At 73.4% G+C, this 17,230-nt stretch carries 17 protein-coding genes; 10 read left to right on the top strand and 7 right to left on the bottom strand.

Features of this window, described 5'->3' with window-relative positions:
- The first annotated feature begins 18 nt into the window (after positions 1 to 18).
- The 4 genes from ACODT5_RS21245 to ACODT5_RS21230 all read left to right on the top strand — a co-directional run bounded on the left by ACODT5_RS21245 (position 19) and on the right by ACODT5_RS21230 (position 4,085).
- On the top strand, positions 19 to 564 hold the full coding sequence (locus tag ACODT5_RS21245; RefSeq protein WP_422520895.1) for a flavin reductase family protein: 546 nt from the start codon (positions 19 to 21) through the stop codon (positions 562 to 564).
- A 200-nt stretch (positions 565 to 764) separates the two neighbouring features.
- Positions 765 to 1,550 (top strand): electron transfer flavoprotein subunit beta/FixA family protein, encoded by a 786-nt coding sequence (locus tag ACODT5_RS21240; protein WP_243342015.1) that lies wholly within the window; start codon positions 765 to 767, stop codon positions 1,548 to 1,550.
- Positions 1,551 to 1,640: 90 nt separating this feature from the next.
- Positions 1,641 to 2,603, top strand: coding sequence for an electron transfer flavoprotein subunit alpha/FixB family protein (locus ACODT5_RS21235; RefSeq protein WP_422520894.1), 963 nt, complete (start codon positions 1,641 to 1,643; stop codon positions 2,601 to 2,603).
- A gap of 183 nt (positions 2,604 to 2,786) precedes the next feature.
- The gene (locus tag ACODT5_RS21230) at positions 2,787 to 4,085 is read left to right on the top strand and encodes a DUF6986 family protein (protein WP_422520893.1); all 1,299 of its coding nucleotides are present in this window, start codon (positions 2,787 to 2,789) and stop codon (positions 4,083 to 4,085) included.
- A 70-nt stretch (positions 4,086 to 4,155) separates the two neighbouring features.
- Here ACODT5_RS21230 and ACODT5_RS21225 read toward each other — a convergent pair whose 3' ends face one another.
- Positions 4,156 to 5,142, bottom strand: coding sequence for a LacI family DNA-binding transcriptional regulator (locus ACODT5_RS21225; protein WP_422524984.1), 987 nt, complete (start codon positions 5,140 to 5,142; stop codon positions 4,156 to 4,158).
- Positions 5,143 to 5,350: 208 nt separating this feature from the next.
- On the opposite strand from ACODT5_RS21225, the gene ACODT5_RS21220 reads away from it, so the two are divergent.
- Entirely contained in the window at positions 5,351 to 6,391 is a 1,041-nt protein-coding gene (locus tag ACODT5_RS21220) for an NUDIX hydrolase (RefSeq protein WP_422520892.1), read from the top strand.
- Positions 6,392 to 6,439: 48 nt separating this feature from the next.
- On the opposite strand, the gene ACODT5_RS21215 is transcribed toward ACODT5_RS21220, so the two are convergent.
- Positions 6,440 to 7,162 carry an MBL fold metallo-hydrolase gene (locus tag ACODT5_RS21215; protein ID WP_422520891.1) on the bottom strand — a complete coding sequence of 241 codons (723 nt, stop codon included), beginning with the start codon at positions 7,160 to 7,162 and terminating at the stop codon, positions 6,440 to 6,442.
- 109 nt (positions 7,163 to 7,271) lie between these two features.
- A complete protein-coding gene (locus ACODT5_RS21210; RefSeq protein ID WP_422520890.1) occupies positions 7,272 to 8,636 on the bottom strand; it encodes a dipeptidase in 1,365 nt (454 codons plus the stop codon).
- 203 nt (positions 8,637 to 8,839) lie between these two features.
- On the opposite strand from ACODT5_RS21210, the gene ACODT5_RS21205 reads away from it, so the two are divergent.
- The gene (locus ACODT5_RS21205; protein WP_422520889.1) at positions 8,840 to 10,315 is read left to right on the top strand and encodes a geranylgeranyl reductase family protein; all 1,476 of its coding nucleotides are present in this window, start codon (positions 8,840 to 8,842) and stop codon (positions 10,313 to 10,315) included.
- A gap of 458 nt (positions 10,316 to 10,773) precedes the next feature.
- Here the strand turns inward: ACODT5_RS21205 and ACODT5_RS21200 are convergent, their stop codons facing one another.
- Entirely contained in the window at positions 10,774 to 11,232 is a 459-nt protein-coding gene (locus ACODT5_RS21200; protein ID WP_422520888.1) for a nitroreductase/quinone reductase family protein, read from the bottom strand.
- Between the two features lie 147 nt (positions 11,233 to 11,379).
- Here ACODT5_RS21200 and ACODT5_RS21195 point away from each other — a divergent pair, with 147 nt between their 5' ends.
- Positions 11,380 to 12,078, top strand: a complete 699-nt coding sequence (locus ACODT5_RS21195) for a TetR/AcrR family transcriptional regulator (protein WP_422520887.1) — start codon at positions 11,380 to 11,382, stop codon at positions 12,076 to 12,078.
- A gap of 274 nt (positions 12,079 to 12,352) precedes the next feature.
- Complete coding sequence (locus ACODT5_RS21190; protein WP_422520886.1) at positions 12,353 to 13,330, top strand: spherulation-specific family 4 protein; 978 nt, start codon at positions 12,353 to 12,355, stop codon at positions 13,328 to 13,330.
- Here ACODT5_RS21190 and ACODT5_RS21185 read toward each other — a convergent pair.
- The 3 genes from ACODT5_RS21185 to ACODT5_RS21175 all read right to left on the bottom strand — a co-directional run bounded on the left by ACODT5_RS21185 (position 13,316) and on the right by ACODT5_RS21175 (position 14,848).
- On the bottom strand, positions 13,316 to 13,744 hold the full coding sequence (locus tag ACODT5_RS21185; RefSeq protein WP_422520885.1) for a VOC family protein: 429 nt from the start codon (positions 13,742 to 13,744) through the stop codon (positions 13,316 to 13,318). The two genes, ACODT5_RS21190 and ACODT5_RS21185, sit on opposite strands and share 15 nt — an antisense overlap.
- Before the next feature lie 10 nt (positions 13,745 to 13,754).
- The gene (locus ACODT5_RS21180; protein ID WP_422520884.1) at positions 13,755 to 14,024 is read right to left on the bottom strand and encodes a DUF6332 family protein; all 270 of its coding nucleotides are present in this window, start codon (positions 14,022 to 14,024) and stop codon (positions 13,755 to 13,757) included.
- 77 nt (positions 14,025 to 14,101) lie between these two features.
- Complete coding sequence (locus ACODT5_RS21175; RefSeq protein ID WP_422520883.1) at positions 14,102 to 14,848, bottom strand: maleylpyruvate isomerase family mycothiol-dependent enzyme; 747 nt, start codon at positions 14,846 to 14,848, stop codon at positions 14,102 to 14,104.
- A gap of 147 nt (positions 14,849 to 14,995) precedes the next feature.
- Between ACODT5_RS21175 and ACODT5_RS21170 the strand changes: the two genes are divergently transcribed.
- Together ACODT5_RS21170 and ACODT5_RS21165 are read left to right on the top strand one after the other, a co-directional pair.
- Positions 14,996 to 15,679: an alpha-ketoglutarate-dependent dioxygenase AlkB family protein gene (locus ACODT5_RS21170; protein WP_422520882.1), complete on the top strand. Its 684-nt coding sequence runs from the start codon at positions 14,996 to 14,998 to the stop codon at positions 15,677 to 15,679.
- A gap of 43 nt (positions 15,680 to 15,722) precedes the next feature.
- Positions 15,723 to 17,159, top strand: a complete 1,437-nt coding sequence (locus ACODT5_RS21165) for an ROK family protein (RefSeq protein WP_422520881.1) — start codon at positions 15,723 to 15,725, stop codon at positions 17,157 to 17,159.
- The last annotated feature ends 71 nt before the right edge of the window (positions 17,160 to 17,230 follow it).

Below are 17,230 nucleotides of genomic sequence, written 5' to 3'. Positions count from 1 at the left end.
CGGACGGGGCACCTCCTGATGACGGCTCCGACGGCTCCGTCCCCACGGGTCGGCGCAGGCCTGCCCGGCTCGCCCGCGCTGTTGCGCTCGGTGTTCCGCCGGCATGCCGCGGGCGTCGCCGTGATCACCGCCGAGAGCGGCGGCCGGCCGGTGGGTTTCACCGCGACCTCCCTCAACTCCGTCTCGGCGGACCCCCCGCTCCTGTCGTTCACCATCGGCACCGGGTCCTCCAGCTGGCCCGGGGTACGGGACTCCGAGCACCTCGGGGTCCACATACTCGGCGAGCACCAGGGTGAGCTGGCGGGCCTGTTCGCCCGCAACGGGGCCGACCGCTTCGGGCCGGCCACCGACTGGGCGCCCGGCCCGCACGGGGTCCCGGTCCTGGGCGGCGTGCTGGCCTGGCTGGTGTGCCGGATCGTGGCGCGGGTTCCGGCCGGCGAGCACCGGGTGATCATCGCGGAGGCGGTCGCCGGGGACCCGGCGGGGGACCCCGTGGGAGATCCGGCCGGTGAGGCCCGCCCGCTGCTGTACCACCAGGGGCGCTTCAACGCGTTGAGGGACTGAATCGTCCCTGCTGGGGCCGGTCCGCCGGCGTTGGCCAGATCACAGCTCGCCGACCTTGCAACCTGGCGGAACCCGCTGTGTACTGACGAGTAACATTCCTGAACGGGGCGCGGGCCGCCCCGGCGGGAACGGCCCGAGATGGCGCCTATGCTGCCTGAACAAGGCGGTACCAGAAATGTCGATGCGGTAGGAGAGCCGGCGTGAGCCTGAGGATCGTTGTCTGTGTGAAGTACGTGCCCGACGCCACTGGCGACCGGCAGTTCACCGAAGACCTGACCGTCAACCGTGACGACGTCGACGGCCTGCTGTCGGAGCTCGACGAGTACGCCGTCGAGCAGGCGCTGCAGATCGCCGACGAGGCCGACGACGCGGAGATCACCGTCCTGACGGTGGGCCCCGAGGACGCGAAGGACGCGCTGCGCAAGGCGCTGTCGATGGGTGCCGACAAGGCCATCCACGTCGAGGACGACGACCTGCACGGCAGCGACGTCATGGCCACCTCGCTGGTGCTCGCCAAGGCGATCGAGAAGGCCGGTTACGACCTGGTCATCACCGGCATGGCCTCGACCGACGGCACCATGGGTGTCCTCCCGGCGATCCTGGCCGAGCGCCTGGGCGTCCCGCAGGTCACCCTGCTCTCCGAGGTCAAGGTCGAGGACGGCGTCGTCACCGGCCGCCGCGACGGCGACTCGGCGAGCGAGCAGCTGGAGGCCTCCCTCCCGGCGCTCGTCTCGGTGACGGACCAGTCGGGCGAGGCCCGCTACCCGTCCTTCAAGGGCATCATGGCCGCCAAGAAGAAGCCGGTGGAGTCCTGGGACCTGGAGGAGCTGGAGATCGAGTCCGACGAGGTCGGTCTCGAAGGCTCCTGGACCGCGGTCGACTCCGCGACCCAGCGTCCGGCCCGCACCGCCGGCACGATCGTCAAGGACGAGGGCGAGGGCGGCAAGTCGCTGGCCGCCTTCCTTGCGGAGCAGAAGTTCATTTAGGAACTGTCTGGCCGGCCAGAAGTTCATCCAAGAGCTTCGGCCCCTTCTCAAACGCCCCCTGACTACTTCGCATTCGCAGGAGCATCCCCAATGGCTGAAGTCCTCGTCTACGTCGACCACGTCGACGGCGCCGTCCGCAAGCCCACCCTCGAACTGCTGACGCTGGCCCGCCGCATCGGCGAGCCCGTCGCCGTCGCCCTCGGCAACGGCGCCGAGGCCACCGCCGCCGTGCTCGCCGAGCACGGTGCCGTCAAGGTCCTCACCGCCGACGCCCCGGAGTTCTCCGACTACCTCGTCGTACCGAAGGTGGACGCGCTCCAGGCCGCGTACGACGCCGTCTCCCCGGCCGCCGTGCTGGTCCCCTCTTCCGCCGAGGGCAAGGAGATCGCCGCCCGCCTGGCGGTCCGCATCGGCTCCGGCATCATCACCGACGCCACCGACCTGGAGGCCGGTGACGAGGGTCCGGTCGCGACGCAGGCCGCGTTCGCCGCGTCCTTCAGCGTCAAGTCCCGCGTCTCCAAGGGCACCCCGGTCATCACCGTGAAGCCGAACTCGGCCCCGGTCGAGGCCGCCCCGGCCGCCGGCACCGTCGAGGCGCTCGCCGTCACCTTCGGCGCCCTGGCCACCGGTACCAAGGTCACCTCCCGCACCCCGCGCGAGTCGACCGGCCGCCCCGAGCTGACCGAGGCCGCGATCGTCGTCTCCGGCGGCCGCGGCGTCAACGGCGCCGAGAACTTCCACATCATCGAGGCGCTCGCGGACTCCCTCGGTGCGGCCGTCGGCGCCTCGCGCGCCGCCGTCGACGCCGGCTGGTACCCGCACTCCAACCAGGTCGGCCAGACCGGCAAGTCGGTCTCCCCGCAGCTGTACATCGCCTCCGGCATCTCGGGTGCGATCCAGCACCGCGCCGGCATGCAGACGTCGAAGACGATCGTCGCGATCAACAAGGACGCCGAGGCCCCGATCTTCGACCTCGTCGACTACGGCGTGGTCGGCGACCTCTTCGCGGTCGTCCCCCAGCTGACCGACGAGATCAAGGCGCGCAAGGGCTAAAACCCTGCCGCAGGGGCTGACCTGCGGGTAAGTGGTCTCCGGGGCCGTGTGGTGTTTCTCACCGCACGGCCCCGAGTCGTTTGTCCAGGACGGCGGAGGGACCATTGACGGAGCGGAACCCCGTGACTAAATTCTGTAATGCGGATCTAAGATTCCGTGAAGCGGAAAAGAGGAGAGTGCACGATGGGTCAGCAGGAGAAGGTGGCGACGAGCCTCGCAGGCGCGGTCAGCGAGGGCATCAGCGCTTCCCTCAAGCCGGTGGACGCGGAACTCGCGCGCCACTACCCGGGTGACCCCGGCACCCGTCAGCCCATCCACACGGTCTACGTGCCCGGTGACGTCTTCGCCGCGGACACCATCCGTAGCTGGGGCGACCAGGCCCTCGCGGCCCTGGACGAGCACGCCCCGGACGCCGCCACCTTCGCCAAGGTACTGGGCATCTCCGACGAGCTGGCCGTACCGGTCTACGACCGCGTCCGCGCCAAGCTCGCCTCCGAGCCCATCGAGGACCTGCGCGTCGACTTCGAGGACGGCTTCGGCGTCCGCTCGGACGAGGAGGAGGACCAGGCCGCGGCCCGCGCCGCCCGCCTCGTCGCCGAAGCCTTCTCCAACGGCACGAACGCCCCGTACATGGGCATCCGGATGAAGTGCATGGAGTCCAACGTCCGCGACCGCGGCATCCGGACCACCGACATCTTCCTCTCCGGCCTGCTGGCCCACGGCGGCCTCCCCGAGGGCCTCGTCCTGACGCTGCCCAAGGTCACGTACCCCGAGCAGGTCACGGCCTTCGTGCAGCTCCTGGAGGCCTTCGAGACCGCCCGCGGCCTGCGCCCGGGCCGGATCGGCTTCGAGATCCAGATCGAGACCAGCCAGTCCATCCTGGCCTCCGACGGCACCGCCGCGGTCGCCCGGATGATCGAGGCCTCCAAGGGCCGCGCCACCGGCCTGCACTACGGCACCTTCGACTACAGCGCCTGCGTCGGCGTCTCCGCCGCGTACCAGTCGAGCGACCACCCCGCCGCCGACCACGCCAAGGCGATCATGCAGGTCGCGGCCGCCGGCACCGGCGTACGCGTCTCCGACGGCTCGACCAACGTCCTGCCGATCGGCACCACCGAGCACGTCCACGAGGCCTGGAAGCTGCACTACGGCCTCACCCGCCGCGCCCTGGCCCGTGCCTACTACCAGGGCTGGGACATGCACCCGGCGCACCTGCCGACCCGCTACGCGGCCGTCTTCGTCTTCTACCGCGAGGGCCTCGAGACGGCCGCCGCGCGCTTGAAGGCGTACGTCGCCAAGATCGAGGGTGACGTCATGGACGAGCCCGCCACCGCGAAGGCCCTGGCCGGCTACCTGGTCCGCGGCCTGGACTGCGGCGCCGTCGGCGCCGACGAGGTCACCGCCCTGACCGGCCTGACCCGCGCGGAACTCGACGCCTTCGCCATCCCGCGCCGCTCGGCGACGCTGACGGCGACCGCCTGAGGCGAGTAGCCCCGAACGAGGCCCGGCCGGACTGCCCCCGGCCGGGCCTTCGGCGTTCCCCGCGCCCCGGTCAGGAGGCGGGCGGGATCTCGCCCGAGCCGCGGGGGATCAGGCGGGTGGGGAGTTCGATGCGTGCCGGGGGGAGGTCGGCGCCCGCCAGGCGCTGGAAGAGGCGGTCGGTGGCCACGCGGCCCAGGGCCGCGGCGTCCTGGGCGATCACCGTGATGCCGGGGTTCAGCAGGTCGGCGAGTTCGAAGTCGTCGAAGCCGACCAGGGCCACCGGGCGGGACAGGGACGCGAGGACGCGTACGGCCGTGACCGTCACGCGGTTGTTTCCGGCGAAGAGGGCCGTCACCGGCTCCGGGCCGGACAGCATCGACCGGGCGGCGGCCGAGACGCGCTCCGGGGCCGTCGTGCCGAGGGAGATCCAGGAGTCGTCGACCGGCAGGCCGGCGTCCGCCATGGCCGCGCGGTAGCCGCGCAGTCGCTCGGTCGCGGTGTGGATGTGCGGGTGGTCGCCGATGAAGCCGATCCGGCGGTGGCCGCCCGCGATCAGGTGGGCCACCCCGTCCCGGGCGCCGCCGAAGCTGTCGGACAGGACGACGTCCGCGTCGATCCGCCCCGCCGGGCGGTCCACGAACACCGTGGCCACCCCGGCCCTGATCTCCGGCTCCAGATAGCGGTGGTCGTTCCCGGCCGGGATCACGATGAGGCCGTCCACCCGGCGGGCGCACAGCGCGAGCGCCAACTCGCGCTCGCGGTCCGGATCCTCGGCGCTGGAGCCGTTGATGAGCAGGGCGCCGTGGGCGCGGGCCACCTCTTCCACGGCCCGGTTGAGCGGTCCGTAGAAGGGGTCGGAGAGGTCCTCCAGGACCAGGCCCACGGTGGCGGTGCGGCCCTTGCGCAGGACGCGCGCGCTGTCGTTCCGCCGGAACCCGAGCGCGTCGATGGCCTCCTGGACCCGCTTCTCGGTGTCCGGGGTGACACCCGGCTCCCCGTTGACCACGCGTGACACCGTTTTGAGGCCCACGCCGGCCCGGGCCGCCACGTCCTTCATGGTCGGCCTGTTGCCGTAGCGGGGCTCGGGCGGGCGGCGGGTGTGGGGCACGGTATCGGACCTCCGGAAGGGGCGGGCGCTGTGGCGGTGCGGGCCCGGCGTTGCGGACAGGCCCCTGACCTTGAGGATAAGCACTCGCAGGAGCACCGGGGTTTCCGTGGCAGGGTGGTGCGGGCAAGCCACTGGGGGCATCGGGAGAGGGGTAGACGTGATTGTCTGGATCAACGGCACCTTCGGCGCCGGGAAGAGCAGCACAGCGCGCGAGCTGACCGGCCTCCTGCCGGAGAGCACCTTGTTCGACCCGGAGTTCATCGGTGACGCGCTGCGCGTGCTGCTGCCGCGCAAACGCCTCGCGGAGGTGTCCGACTACCAGGACCTGCCGAGTTGGCGCCGGCTCGTCGTGGATACGGCGGCGGCGATGCTGGCGGAGCTCGGCGGGGTGCTGGTGGTCCCGATGACGCTCTTGCGGCAGGAGTACCGCGACGAGATCTTCGGCGGGCTCGCGGCGCGCAGGATCGCGGTGCGCCACGTGCTGCTCGCCCCCGAGGAAACGATCCTCCGGGAGCGGATCGCGACCCGGGAAGAGCCCGGGGCGGCGGCGGACGTGGACCTGCGGGTGAGGCAGTGGGCCTACGACCACATCCCGGCCTACCAGCACGCGCTGGGCTGGCTCGCGGCCGACGCCCACGTCATCGACAACGGGACCCTGACCGTACGGGAGACGGCCGAGCGGATCGCCGAAGCCGTACGCACCGACACGGCCCGGGTCTGCGACATCGTGCAGACCCCGCAGCCGACGCGCGAGACGGTGGCCGCCGGGGTGCTGCTCTTCGACGACGCGGACCGGGTGCTCCTGGTCGACCCGACGTACAAGCCGGGGTGGGAGTTCCCGGGCGGGATCGTCGAGGCGGGCGAGGCCCCGGCGTGCGCGGGGGTGCGGGAGGTCGAGGAGGAACTCGGTCTCGTACTGGAGCGCCTCCCCGAGCTCCTCGTCGTGGACTGGGAGCCGCCGGGGCCCCCGGCGGGCTACGGCGGCCTGCGCCTGCTGTTCGACGGCGGCCGGCTGTCGGCGGCGCAGACCGGGCGGCTGCGGCTGCCCGGGCCGGAGCTGCGGGCCTGGCGGTTCGTGACGGAGGAGGAAGCGGCGGACCTGCTGCCGCAGGTGCGCTACGAGAGGCTCCGGTGCGCGCTGCGGGCCCGCGAACGGGGCCGGGCGGCGTACCTGGAGGCGGGGCGCGCGGTCCCGTAGCCGGGCGGCGGGGGCGGGGGCTTGCCCCCGCCCTTTGTCTTGTCCGGATCAGCCCATTGGGGTGGGCGAAGGCTGAGCTGCCGCTGCCGTTTCCGCCGCCGCGCGGAGGGTGGCCGCGGTGTCCGAGGTCAGGGGGTCGCCGTGGCCGAAGCAGGCCACCGAGGGGGCCAGGGCGGCCAGTCGGAGCATCGACTCGACGGCACGGGCGCGGTCCACGTTGAAGACGCCGAGGATCACCTGGCCGACGCCGGCGATGCAGTCACCGGTGAACAGCACGCCGTGCGCGGGGAGATGGATGCCGATGCTGCCCGGCGTGTGCCCCGGAGCGTGGACGACGGCCGCCCCGCCGCCGAAGGGGAGCACCTCCCCGTCCGTCAACTCCTGGTCCACCGGGGTCGCAGGGGCCTGAGGGACCGTCATGGCGTGCTCCCACAGCGGGAGTTCCCAGTCCAGCAACACCGGCTCCGGCACCGGCCGGTCGCCGCGGATCACCGGGGCGTCCAGCGTGTGCGCCAGTACGGGGGCGCCCCGGCGAGCGGAGAGCTCGCCCGCCGAGCCGAAGTGGTCGCCATGGCAGTGGGTCACGACGATCCGCTCCAGCCGCTCCGGCAGCAGCCCGAGGGAACGTATCGCCCCTTCGATCGCGTCCGCCGAACCGGCGTGGCCCGCGTCGATCAGGGTCAGGGCCTCACCGTCGCGCCAGAGGTAGGCCTGGCCGATGGGGAAGCGGAGCATGTGGAGGCGGTCGGGGATGACTTCTACGAGATCCATCACCCGAACGTACGGGGGCGAACCACGCCATCGGCGGAGATTGCGCCGGTAGCGTGGTTCGCTCCTGGCGGAGCGGCGGGGAACGGCGTGAGAGCCGCCTGTGACACCGTCAGGCGCGCTTGGACTCCGCGTAGTTGACGAGGAACAGCGCCTCCGTGACCGACAGGCGCTCCAGCTCCTCCGGGGAGACGCTCTCGTTCACCGCGTGGATCTGCGCCTCCGGCTCGCTCAGACCGATGAGCAGCATCTCCGCGTCCGGGTACAGCTCCGTCAGCGTGTTGCACAGGGGGATGGAGCCGCCCATGCCGCTGATCTGCATCTCCTGGCCCGGGTAGGCCACCTTCATGGCCTGCGCCATCGAGCTGTACGCGGGGCTGTCCGTGTCCGCCTGGAACGGCTGTCCCTGGCCGATGACTTCGAGCTCCAGATGCGCCTTCCACGGGGTGTGCGCCACCAGGTGCGCCTCCAGCAGCTTGATCGCCTCCGCCGTGTCCACGCCCGGCGGTACCCGCAGGCTCACCAGCGCGCCCGCGCTCGCGTGCACCGAGGGGGTGGCGCCGACCACCGGCGGGGAGTCGATGGCCAGCACGGTGACGGCCGGCCGGGACCACAGCCGGTCCGCGATCGTGCCGCCGCCGATCAGCTCGACCCCGTCGAGCACCTTCGCGTCGGAGCGGAAGTCGGCCTCCGGGTACTGGAGCCCCTCCCACACCGCGTCCGAGGCCAGCCCGTCCACCGTGGTCGAACCGTCCGGCGCGCGCAGCGAGGCCAGCAGCTGGATCAGGGCGGCCATCGCGTCGGGGGCGACCCCGCCGAACATGCCGGAGTGCAGGTTGCCGCCCAGGGTGTCGATCTTGACCTTCAGCAGGCACATGCCGCGCAGGGTCGCGGTGACCGTGGGCAGGCCCGTACGGAAGTTGCCCGCGTCGCCGATCACGACGGCGTCGGCGGCCAGCAGTTCGGGGTGGGCCGTCGCGTACTGCTGGAGACCGCCGGTGCCCTGCTCCTCCGAACCCTCGACGATCACCTTCACGTTCACCGGCACACCGCCGTTGGCCTTCAGGGCGCGCAGCGCGAGCAGGTGCAGGATGAAGCCGCCCTTGCAGTCGGCGGTGCCCCGGCCGTACCAGCGGCCGTTCCGCTCGGTCAGCTCGAAGGCGGGGGAGATCCAGGCCGCGTCGTCCAGCGGGGGCTGCACGTCGTAGTGCGCGTACAGCAGGACGGTCGGCGCGTCCGCCGGGCCGGGCAGGAACCCGTACACCGACTGGGTGCCGTCGGGGGTGTCGAGCAGCGCGACGTCCTGGAAGCCCTCGGCGCGCAGCGCGTCGGCCACCCAGTTCGCGGCGGCGTGGCTCTCGCTCTGCGGGAACTGTGCCCAGTCCGCCACCGACTGGAAAGCCACCAGCTCGGACAGCTCCTGCTTGGCGCGGGGCATCAGCGAGGCGACGGTCTCGGCGATCGGATGAGACGGCATGGGCACGCTCCTCTTGGGTGCGACGTTGGTGTACGTGTACGGGTTGCGTATACGCCTCCCGCATGCGCGTGGTGTGCGTATGCGGGCTACGGCAAAAAGACTCTTCCGATCCTCGCACAACGGGGCAGTCGATCTCGCGCCGTAGGATTTCCCCGGCATCGGAGCAAGGGCATGAACCGCATGATCAGGAGCAGCAGCACATCGTGAGCAGCGACGAGAGCGACAGCGGCGACGTACGCGACGCGCAGGCAGGACAGGCCGCTCAGGGGGCCGACGCGCAGACGGCCGGGGAAACCGGCGCCGGGGGGACCGGTGTCGGGGAGACCGGCGAGGTGTGGGACGTGGTCGTGGTCGGGGCCGGGCCGGCCGGATCCTCGGCCGCGCACGCGGCGGCCACCGCGGGACGGCGCGTTCTGCTGTTGGAGAAGGCGGAACTGCCCCGGTACAAGACCTGCGGCGGAGGCATCATCGGGCCCTCGCGCGATGCGCTCCCGCCGGGTTTCGTGCTGCCCTTCAAGGACCGCGTCCACGCGGTCACCTTCTCGCTGGACGGGAAGTTCGCCCGGACCCGGCGTTCCAAGCAGATGTTGTTCGGGCTGATCAACCGGCCCGAGTTCGACGCGGCGCTGGTCGCCGAGGCGGAGAAGGCGGGCGCCACGGTCCGTACGGGTACGGCCGTCGCGCGGGTGGAACAGCACGGGGCGTCCGTGCCCGACCGGCGGACCGTCGCCGTGGTCCTCGCCGACGGCGAGACCGTGCTGGCCCGGGCCGTGGTCGGCGCGGACGGCAGCGCGAGCCGGATCGGCGCCCACGTCGGCGTCGAGATGGACCAGGTCGACCTCGGCCTGGAAGCGGAGATCCCGGTCCCGGAGACGGTAGCCGCGGACTGGAAGGGCCGGGTCCTCATCGACTGGGGACCGCTGCCCGGCAGTTACGGCTGGGTCTTCCCCAAGGGTGACACCCTCACGGTCGGGGTCATCTCGGCCAAGGGCGAAGGCGCCGCGACCAAGCGGTACCTGGACGACTTCATCGCCCGGCTGGGCCTGTCGGGCTTCGAACCGGCGCTCTCCTCCGGACACTTGACCCGCTGCCGCAAGCCCGGATCGCCGCTTTCGCGCGGGCGGGTCCTCGTTGCGGGTGACGCGGCCGGACTTCTGGAGCCGTGGACCCGGGAGGGCATCTCCTTCGCGCTGCGCTCGGGGCGGCTCGCCGGGGAGTGGGCCGTGAAGATCTCCGAGGCCCAGGACGCGGTGGACGCGCGGCGCCAGGCCCTCAACTACGCCTTCGCCGTCAAGGCCGGGCTGGGCGTGGAGATGGGCGTTGGCAAGCGGATGCTGGAACTCTTCGAGGCCAAGCCGGGCCTGCTGCACGCGGCGATCACCGGCTTCCGGCCGGCCTGGCTGGCCTTCGCCCGGATCGCCCGGGGCTCGCTGACGCTGGCCGAGATGGTGCGTACGTACCCGCTGGCGCGCAAGGCGCTGCACGTGCTCGACGCGCGGCAGGCGCGGAGCCGGGGCGCGGCGGGGGGCGGGGCCGGGGGCGGGGCTGGGGCCGACGCGGGGTCCGACGCCGGGTCCGGGTCCGGGTCCGGGTCCGGATCGGGTGAGCGGGACGGAGACAAGGGCGGAGCCCAGGGCGGAGACAAGGGCGGAGCCCAGGGGCGTTCCCGGGGGCGTTGACCCGGGCCGAAGTCGCCGCTCCCGCTGGGGAGCGCTGAGCGCCGAGACGTGGAGTGTGGCGGTCTTGCCGGGGGTGCCGGCGAGGCCGCCGCCGCGTTCTCGGGGCAGGGGCAGGGGCAGGGGCTGGGGCAGGGGGCGGGTTCGGGCTCTGCTCCGGGCGGGGCGGGGAGCGTGGCGGGTCGTCCGGCCCGGCCCCGGATGGTGCTGACGGCGGGCTGCTGGTGTCGGACCGGGGTGCGGTGGAAACCGGGAGGGCAGCGGGCCCGCCGGGCCGCCGGAGTCGTCGGTGTCGGATCCGGGTGGGAAACGGGAGGCCGCCAGGGCCGCCGGTGTCGGCTCCGGACGGTGCCGGGAGGGCAGCGGGCCGCCTGGGCCGCCAGGGTCGCCGGTGTCGGATCCGGGTGGGGCCGGGAGGGCGGAGGTTTCCCGAGGCCGCCGGAGTCGCCGGGGCGGGCGGGTCAGGAGGACACCGTGATGCGGAAGACCGGGTGGTCGGGGGCGGCGGCGCGGAGCTCGGACTCGGAGGACTTCGCGGTGACCCCGTTGAAGAAACGGTTGACCTCCCAGCCCCACTTCTTCAGGTACCCGCGCAGGACGACGGCCTGCTCGGCGGGGTCGGTGAGCTCGGTGACGGTGAAGGTGTGCACGGTGCGGCCCAGACGGAGCTCGCCGCCGCCCGCGGCGCGCATGTTGCGGACCCACTGGGAGTGGCCACGGGCGGAGACCAGGTACCGGGTGCCGTCCTGGTGGTACGGGTTCACCGGGATCCGCTGCATCTTCCCGGAGGTACGGCCGCGCACCGACAGCTCGGCGGTTCCCGCCAGGCTCATGCCGAGGCGGGCCAGCTTGCCGACGAGGGCGTTGAAGAGGATGTCGAGCTGGCCGGCCTTGACGTAGTACGGCTTGGGCGCGTTCATGCTGGCCTCCGAGGAGTTGGGAGAGCACTGCTCTCGCTTGAGAACAGTGTGCACGGATCGGTGCTCCAAAACAAGAGCAGTGCTCTCTCAATGGATCGGTGATCTCGTTGGTGGGCAGTGCTCTGCCCGCGTGGCACACTGACCCCCATGAGCACCGTGCGAGGGGCGAGGGAACGAGCCCGCATCGAAGTCACCGCCGCCATCAAGGACGAGGCGCGCCGCGCGCTCGCGGCGGAGGGCGCCGCCAAGCTCTCGCTGCGTGCCGTCGCCCGCGAGCTGGGCATGGTCTCCTCCGCCCTCTACCGCTACTTCCCCAGCCGCGACGAACTCCTCACCGCCCTCATCGTCGACGCCTACAACAGCGTCGGCGCCGCCGCCGAGGCCGCCGACGCCCGCTCGCTCGCCGCCGCCGACACCCCCCGCACCCGCTGGGCCGCGGTCTGCGGGGCCGTCCGCGACTGGGCGCTGGAGCACCCGCACGAGTACGCCCTCATCTACGGTTCGCCCGTCCCCGGCTACACCGCCCCCCTCGACACCGTCGGGCCCGCCTCCCGCGTGGGCAACACCCTCATCGGCATCGTCCGTGCCGCCTATGAGGGCCGTGGCATCTCCCTCCCGCCGCTCCCCGCCGAGCTGCGCCCCGAAGCGGCCCGCATGGCCGCGGACTTCGCCGAAGGCCTGCCCCCCGAGGCCGCCGCGGCCCTCGTCGCCGCCTGGGCGCAGCTCGTCGGGCTGATCTCCTTCGAACTGTTCGGCCAGTTCGACCGGGTCGTCGAGGACCGTGCCGCCTTCTTCGCGCACGCCGCCGGACAGCTGGCCCACGGGGTCGGACTGCCCGCCGTATAGCGAGCGGAGCCGGGCCCTGCGGGGGTCGTCAGGAGGCCGCCCGGGGGCCGTCCGGGGGCCGTCCGGGGGCCGTCCGGAGGGCCGCTGCGCGGCCCAACCGGCCGGGACGGGGAAAGTTCGCTTGTCAGTTCCTCCTACCCGAAGCAGCGGAATCGGCCCTGGTGCGCCCGGCGGCCCGTCTAGTGTTCCTGGGGTCGGGCTCCCGTCCCGGCTGTCGTCCCCGGCGCCCGGCCATCGCCCCGGCGCCGCCCCGCCGCCGCCCCGAGGAGCAGTCATGACCCGCGCCGCGAAGGCCGTTTACGCCGTCCTGGCCACCCTCTTACTGGCCGCGCCGGCGCCGGCCGTCACCGCGTCGGCGAGCTCGGAGCCGGTCCGGGCCCAGGCCGGGGACCGTACCCCGGCCCTCGCCCCTGCCCCGACCCCCGAGGTGAGACCGACGCCCCGGGCCGCCGGGGTGCGGGGCCTGGAGATAGCCGTCCCCGCCTATGTCTGGGCCAACGACCCGATGCTCGTCGACCTCACCGCCACCAGCCCGGCCGCCTCGGTGGTGGTCCTCAACCCGGGCAACGGCGACTCCCCGTTCGACGCCCCCTGGCAGGCCCGCGCGGACGTCCTGCGCACCGGCACCACCGCCACCGGCGAGCAGACCAAGGTGCTCGGCTACGTCCACACCGACCACGGCAACCGCAGCATCGCCGAGGTCAAGGCCTCCGTGGACAACTACCTGAAGACTTCCGACGGCAGCCTCCACGTGGACGGCATCTTCTTCGACGTCGTCAGTCGCGACTGCGGTCCGGGCAACGCCACCCGCGACCACTACGCGGAACTCCGCACCTACGTGCAGGACACCGTGGAGGACATCGCCCCCGGCACGCCCGAGCTGGTCGTCAACAACCCCGGTACGGCCATCGCCGACTGCTTCCTGGAGCCCGGCCGCCGCACCGCCGACGTCTTCGTCACCTTCGAGGACACGTACGCGGCCTACACGGGCCCCGGCTGGCTCGGCGGCAACGTCTTCAACGCGCTCACCGGATACCGCTCCGGCGCCGAACTCGACCCGAGCGGCACCGCGTTCTGGCACCTCGTACACGACGTCCCCGACGCCTCGGCGATGCGCGCGACGCTCCGCACGGCCTTCGAACGCGGTGCGGGCTACGCCTACGCCACCAGCGCGAAGATGCCGAACCCCTGGGACGCCCAGCCCAGTTGGAAGTACCGCACCCAGACCTGGTACGCCTCAACCCTGGGCTGACCTGCACCCCGTCCGCCCGGCGGCGGTGATCTCGACGGTACGGCCGTCGGGATCGGTGAACCGGTGGCGCCCCGGGGCCAGCGGCGGACGCGTGACCTCCGCGTCAACGGCCAGGCCCAGCCGCAGGACGCCGGTGAGACGGTCGTCGCGGGCCGGGTAGAGCTCGAGGACCATGCCGTCCGGGAGGACGGCGGCGTAGTGCTCGGGTCCACGGCCGTGGCGTTCCGCGGTGAAGGCCAGGCCCAGGGCCGCGTAGAACCGGCGGCACTCCTCCAACCGCGGCGTGTACAGCACCAGGAGCGATACCCGGGCCGTGGAGACCCGCCCTTCGCCGGCGGGGACGCCGGGCTCCGCCGACGCCGCCTCCGTTGCCGTTGCCGTCGCCGTGTCGGGCCGTACGGCCGAGGAGTCCATGCAACGCAGTCTAGGAGCGCCCGGGTTCCTGGCGGCCGTCGGTCTCCGGGCGGCGGGTGAAGCGCCACAGGACGTGGGTGATCCGGAGGAGGAACACCGCCGCGGCCAGTGCGGCGCCGACCACCGCCAGGGTTCGGTCGGCGGTGCGGGAGAGGTCGAAGGCCAGGGTGGGGCCGTACAGCACCGCGAAGACGAGTGCGGCCGCGAAACCGCCGCTGACGAAGGCGTACACGATCTCGATGGTGACCGCGTCCCGGTCGGCCTGACTCCGTTGTTCCATGCGTGCAGTCTCTCCGCGCGGGCCGTACCGCCACAAGGGGGCTCTGTGCGCCGGCCGGCGGTTCGCGGGCCGAGGGGTCAGATTCCGGCCGCTTCCACCCAGAGCCGGGCCAGGTCGGCGTCGCCCGTCACGCCCGGTCCGGCGAGCGGCTGCCGGTTCCACAGCGCCGAGTAGAGCCAGGAGGCCTCGCCCTCGAGCGTGCAGTCGGCCTCCTCGCCGCCCGCGTCCCCGCGCACCGTGCGCGCCGGCTCCTGGGACAGGCGTACGGTCCACACCGCGCCCGTGTCGGAGGCCCGTACCCGCATCACCCGCGGCTCCGCCGTCCGCACCCGGCTCTGCGGCCGCGCGTGGAACCCGGTCAGCAGCTCGTCCACCCCGTCCTCCGCGAAGCCGGGGTCCACCGCCCCGAAGGGCGCGCCCAGCGCGGCTTCGGCGTCCATCCGGTGCACCGTGGTCTCGTGCGCCTGGCGCCGCGCCCAGAAGGCCAGCGGCGAAGGCGGCGCGGTGGGCAGGAAGGTCCAGCACTGCGCGTCGGCCGAGGTCCCGGTCAGCGTCCGCACCAGCGTGGCGTGCCCCTCGCGGAACCAGGCCAGCAGTTCAGCGCCCACCAGCTCCGGCGCCTCCGGGAACGGCACCCGCTCGGTCAGGCCCTGGGCCACGTACCCGGTGGCCCAGCGGTGCACGGAGCCGGTGTGGCGCAGCAGATCGGCCACCCGCCACTGCGGACAGGTGGGCACCAGGGCGTCCGTACCGGCCCGTTCGGCGGTGGCGGCGAGCTGTTCGCCCTCGCGGGCCACGGTCTTGACATAGCTGATGATCTCCATGCCGGGAGTCTCGCACGGCCCCCGGCGTCGGGTGCGTGGACTCTGGCTCTTCACGGGCCGCCGAGGTCGTCCCGCCGAAGGGCAGCCGTTCTCGCAGAAGGATGATGGAGGTCACGGAGCCGGCGCGGAGTCGGCACGGAGCAGGTCGTGGAGGAGGCGGTGGAGGTCGTGGAGCACCCGGGTGGCGAGCTCTTCCCTCGCGAGCGGACCGAGATCGTGCCCGGCGCCGTGCACGTGCCCGACTGGCTGGGGCCCGGGCTGCAGCGGGAGTTGGTGGAAGCCTGCCGGGGGTGGGCCCGGCCGCCCGCGGGGCTGCGGACGGTGCGCACGCCGGGCGGGGGGACGATGACCGCCCGGCAGGTCTGTCTGGGGCTGCACTGGTACCCGTACGGATACGCGCCCACGGCCGTCGACGGGGACGGCGCGCCGGTCAAGGCGATGCCCGGCCGGCTCGCGCGGCTGGGGCGGGACGCCGTGGCCGCCGCGTACGGGCAGGCTCCGGGGCCGGACGTCGCGTACGACATCGCCCTGGTGAACTTCTACGACGGCGACTCCCGCATGGGCATGCACCGGGACGCCGAGGAGCGCTCCGAAGCCCCCGTGGTCTCGCTGAGCCTGGGTGATTCCTGCCTCTTCCGCTTCGGCAACACCGCCTCGCGCGGGCGTCCGTATCGGGACCTTGAGCTGCGCAGCGGGGATCTGTTCGTCTTCGGCGGGCCGGTCCGACGGGCCTTTCACGGGGTGCCGAAAGTCCTGCCCGGCACCGCTCCGCCGGGCCTCGGGCTCACCGGGCGGCTGAACATCACGCTGCGGGTCGGCGGGCTCGGCTAGCGGGCGGCGCCCCCGGCCCTCCGATCATGCGAGGATCGCTGTCATGAACGGCAACGGGGCCCCGCGGCGGGTGGGGGATGTGACCACGGTGTCCGCTGGGACGGACGGGACCGCTGGGACCGACGGGACGGGCGGGACCGACGGGACCGGCGCGGCCGAGGGGTCCGACAGGGCGGCCGGAGCCTCTGTCGTGCAGACGGCGCCCGAGGCCTCCGCGACGTCTGCGGCTGCGACGGCAGCGTCCGCGGCGACCGCAGCCGCGACCGCGGCCGGCTCCGCGCGGACCAAGCTGGAGCGGGGCCGTGGTGCGCTCGGCCCGGCGCTGGAGCTCGTCCACACCGGCCGGGCCCCGACCCGCGCCGTCCTGACGGCCGAGCTCGGTGTCACCCGCGCCACCGCCGGCGCCGTCGCCGCCGAGCTGGAGGCGCTCGGCCTGATCCGCGTGGACTCCCGCCCCGGCGGGGCCGGCGGAACCCAGGGCCGCCCCTCGCACCGGCTCTCCGTGGACGAGAACGGCCCGGTGGCCCTGGCCGCGCAGGTGCACTCGGACGGGTTCCGGGCCGCCCTGGTGGGCCTCGGCGGCCGGATCGTGGCCACGGCCCCCGGACGGGTCCCGGTGTCGGCCGACCCCGCGCAGGTGCTCGGAGCGGTCGTCGAAGCCGGGGCCGCGCTGCTCGCGCAGACGGGCCGCCGCTGCATCGGCGCCGGCCTCGCGGTGCCCTCGGCGGTCGCGGAGCCGGAGGGTACGGCGCTGAACCCGCTGCACCTGGCCTGGCCGGCCGGTTCCCCCGTCCGGGCCATCTTCGCCGACTGCGTGAAGGAGGCCGGCATCGACGGCCCGGCGCTGACCGGCAACGACGTCAACCTCGCCGCGCTCGCCGAGCACCGCCACGGCGCCGGCCGCAGCGCGCAGCACCTGCTGTGCGTGGCCACCGGGCACCGCGGGGTCGGCGGGGCGCTGGTCCTGGACGGCCGTCTGCACAGCGGGAGTTCGGGCCTGGCCCTGGAGGTCGGCCACCTCACCGTGAACCCGGAGGGGCGCCCCTGCCACTGCGGCAGCCGCGGCTGCCTCGACGTCGAGGCCGACCCGCTGGCCTTCCTCACCGCAGCCGGGCGCACCCCGGGCCCCGAGGTGTCCCTGCTCCAGCAGGCCCGCGACCTGCTGCGCGAGGAGGCCGCGGACCCCGGGGTACGGGCGGCCACCGAGGAGCTCATCGACCGGCTCGGCCTGGGCCTCGCGGGCCTGGTCAACATCCTGAATCCGGACCGGATCATCCTCGGCGGACTCCACCGCGAGCTGCTGTACGCCGACCCCGAGCGGCTGCGCGCGGTGGTCGCGGACCGCAGCCTGTGGGGGCGCAGCGGCGGCGTGCCGATCCTGCCGTGCACGCTCGACCACAACAGCCTGGTCGGCGCCGCCGAGCTGGCGTGGCAGCCGGTGCTGGACGACCCCCTCGGGACCCTGGGCGCGGCGGCCTGACGACCGGGCCGTCCCGCGCGGGCCTGACCGGCAGGATCCGAAGGAGGCGGCCCGGCGCCGTGGCCGTCGGA

This window comes from Streptomyces tatrensis, assembly GCF_049310065.1.
Lineage (GTDB): Bacteria > Actinomycetota > Actinomycetes > Streptomycetales > Streptomycetaceae > Streptomyces.
Note: the sequence above shows the minus strand (reverse complement) of the source record. Positions and strands in the feature narration are given on the sequence as shown.

Excerpts from the sequence above, each read along its gene's own strand:
- ACODT5_RS21245 (WP_422520895.1), top strand. The coding sequence starts at position 19 with ATGACGGCTCCGACGGCTCCGTCCCCACGGGTCGGCGCAGGCCTGCCC.
- ACODT5_RS21235 (WP_422520894.1), top strand. The coding sequence starts at position 1,641 with ATGGCTGAAGTCCTCGTCTACGTCGACCACGTCGACGGCGCCGTCCGC.
- ACODT5_RS21230 (WP_422520893.1), top strand. The coding sequence starts at position 2,787 with ATGGGTCAGCAGGAGAAGGTGGCGACGAGCCTCGCAGGCGCGGTCAGC.
- ACODT5_RS21225 (WP_422524984.1), bottom strand. The coding sequence starts at position 5,142 with ATGAAGGACGTGGCGGCCCGGGCCGGCGTGGGCCTCAAAACGGTGTCA.
- ACODT5_RS21215 (WP_422520891.1), bottom strand. The coding sequence starts at position 7,162 with ATGGATCTCGTAGAAGTCATCCCCGACCGCCTCCACATGCTCCGCTTC.
- ACODT5_RS21210 (WP_422520890.1), bottom strand. The coding sequence starts at position 8,636 with ATGCCGTCTCATCCGATCGCCGAGACCGTCGCCTCGCTGATGCCCCGC.
- ACODT5_RS21200 (WP_422520888.1), bottom strand. The coding sequence starts at position 11,232 with ATGAACGCGCCCAAGCCGTACTACGTCAAGGCCGGCCAGCTCGACATC.
- ACODT5_RS21195 (WP_422520887.1), top strand. The coding sequence starts at position 11,380 with ATGAGCACCGTGCGAGGGGCGAGGGAACGAGCCCGCATCGAAGTCACC.
- ACODT5_RS21190 (WP_422520886.1), top strand. The coding sequence starts at position 12,353 with ATGACCCGCGCCGCGAAGGCCGTTTACGCCGTCCTGGCCACCCTCTTA.
- ACODT5_RS21185 (WP_422520885.1), bottom strand. The coding sequence starts at position 13,744 with ATGGACTCCTCGGCCGTACGGCCCGACACGGCGACGGCAACGGCAACG.
- ACODT5_RS21180 (WP_422520884.1), bottom strand. The coding sequence starts at position 14,024 with ATGGAACAACGGAGTCAGGCCGACCGGGACGCGGTCACCATCGAGATC.
- ACODT5_RS21175 (WP_422520883.1), bottom strand. The coding sequence starts at position 14,848 with ATGGAGATCATCAGCTATGTCAAGACCGTGGCCCGCGAGGGCGAACAG.
- ACODT5_RS21165 (WP_422520881.1), top strand. The coding sequence starts at position 15,723 with ATGAACGGCAACGGGGCCCCGCGGCGGGTGGGGGATGTGACCACGGTG.